Origin of the sequence: Blautia sp. DFI.3.45, assembly GCF_020593505.1 — a bacterium.
In the GTDB taxonomy this organism is placed as follows: Bacteria; Bacillota; Clostridia; order Lachnospirales; family Lachnospiraceae; genus Blautia_A; species Blautia_A wexlerae.
Genome location: NZ_JAJDMI010000105.1, coordinates 1 through 2,171 on the forward strand (window position 1 = coordinate 1; position 2,171 = coordinate 2,171).

Genomic DNA, 2,171 nt, shown 5'->3' on the forward strand with positions numbered 1-2,171 from the left:
CAACAGTACCGCTTGAAATCATCTCCTTTGCAAATTTTCGCGCAGAACCATTTTCCCCGGAATAATATATATTAACAACTATACTCATTATACTTTCCTCCAAATTCTAAGTTGTAAGTTTCTTTACTATCATATCTTTAAAACTTGTTTTGCTTTCGCATTAACAAATTGGATAATTGGGCCTGAAATGATAACTGTAATAAGCGTGCATACACCAAACTTTCCGCCAAACAAAACACCTGTAACAACAACCAAAATATCCAATGCCATTCGGACAAATTTAATCTGCCAGTGATTTTTTTCTGCTAAAGCAAAAGTGACTGCCTCATAGGATCCTCTACCAAGGGATGCCGACGCATATAGTCCCGTTCCGACAGCAAACAAAACCACTCCTAACAACATAATTAAAAAATTGATCCACTTATAGGTACTGTAAATATGGCAGTTAGCAAACAAATCTACACAGGTACTGTATACAATCTGGTACAACACAGTTCCTATATGAATCTGACTTTTATCGTAAATGAGCGCAAACAAAATCATTCCCAATGCTACAACAAAAGATGCTGTGCCGATGCTTATGTGAAATGTTCTTGCAATCCCCTGCCACAGCACCGCAAGCGTAGCTCCGCCAAATCCAGCATACAGTGCAAGTGTAATTCCATAAGCCGCAATTATAGAACCTATTACAAGGATTGCCAATTTCTTTAGTGTTTTTTTATTGTTATTTTTCATTGACTTTTAATTCAAGTACATCCGGACGGGCATAATGTCCGATTGCATCATGCTCCATTTTGCAGGCGGCAGGCAAATTCATATCAAGTTCTGCGTAAATGATAGTTTCTTTATCCCAGACAGGTTTTGTCAAATAATGCCCATATGGATCAATAATGCAGCTTCCTCCTCTGCACACAAGTCCTGGAAGTTCAGATACGATATTATACTCCTGCAGATCAGAAGGGTATGAACTGCGTCTGATAATCATATCAGCGTTGATAAAGAAACATTTTCCTTCGATTGCAATATGCTGAATGGTGGCTTGCCACTCCGGATTGTCATTGGTATTAGGTGAAATATAAATAGTGATTCCTTTTTGATAAAGTGCCACACGGGCAAGTGGCATATAGCTTTCCCAACAGATCATGCTACCAATCGGTCCCCATGGCGTTTCAGTAACAGGAAAATACTCTTTATCCGCATCTCCCCATACAACACGCTCAGAGCCTGTCGGCTTCAATTTTCTGTGCACCTTATATGACCCATCCGGTTCAAAAATAACATTACTGTTATAAAGTGTTCCACTAACGGCATCTCTCTCAGAAAAACCAAGGCTGATGTATGCTCCTGTTTCCCTGGCGGTTTCTGCAAGCTGCTGGAATTCCGTCTCTCCAGCAACAACAGAAGCATCATAATATCGTTTCCAATCTTTTCGTCCATACTCACTTCGTTTTCCTACACTAAACCCAAAATTCATTCCAACAGGATATCCCGGAATAAAAAGTTCTGGAAAAACAATTAAGTCCGGCTTTTGAGTTGCGGCCTCATTAATATATCGAAGTACCTTTTTCAGCGATGCACTTTTATCAAATATTACCGGTTCTGCCTGCACCAATGCTATTTTACAAATATTATCAATATCTTTCATGCTAATAATTCACTCCTCGTATGATTTTCTTTAGGTTTAAATCATCTGAAATCTATATCATTGTATATCCGGCATTTAATAATACAGCTAATGATTCTTCAAAATCCGCATCTTTCACTAAAAAATAATCTGTGTTGAATGTAGATACCGCTAAAATTCCAATTTTATTATCTGCAAGTATTCCAGACAACTTTGAAAGAATGCCAATGAGTGAAAAATCCAAAATTCCTTGAATACGGAAACCACGCCACCCATCTTCACGTTCTATTGTGTTTTCAGGAACGTCATTTGTTTCACACACAAGAGAAATTTCTTCATCTGTTTTACCAATGAAGTAGAATTCCTTGCTTAAATCTATATCATCAATGTATTTGACTTTACATACCGTTAGCAACCGCTCTAATTTATTTAATACCAGCAAATTACTCTCCTCCTGAAATTCCGATTGAACAAAATCGCTGCGCGATGGCCTGCCAAGGCTGTGGCGCAGTTTTATTTTTATTAAAAAAGCAGTGGAATTACTTTC

3 protein-coding genes are annotated in these 2,171 nt (G+C 38.0%); all 3 read right to left on the reverse strand.

Annotation, left to right across the window (positions count from 1 at the left end; translation table 11 throughout):
• Positions 1 to 129: 129 nt before the first annotated feature.
• From LJE09_RS17000 to LJE09_RS17010, 3 genes are read right to left on the reverse strand one after another with little or no spacing between them, the layout of a single operon-like run.
• Positions 130 to 735: a YczE/YyaS/YitT family protein gene (locus tag LJE09_RS17000; RefSeq protein WP_021885137.1), complete on the reverse strand. Its 606-nt coding sequence runs from the start codon at positions 733 to 735 to the stop codon at positions 130 to 132.
• A complete protein-coding gene (locus tag LJE09_RS17005) occupies positions 725 to 1,645 on the reverse strand; it encodes a carbon-nitrogen hydrolase family protein (RefSeq protein WP_195981585.1) in 921 nt (306 codons plus the stop codon). Before LJE09_RS17005 ends, LJE09_RS17000 begins: the two co-directional genes overlap by 11 nt.
• Positions 1,646 to 1,697: 52 nt before the next feature.
• Positions 1,698 to 2,063 carry an ACT domain-containing protein gene (locus LJE09_RS17010; protein WP_195981587.1) on the reverse strand — a complete coding sequence of 122 codons (366 nt, stop codon included), beginning with the start codon at positions 2,061 to 2,063 and terminating at the stop codon, positions 1,698 to 1,700.
• Positions 2,064 to 2,171 lie beyond the last annotated feature (108 nt).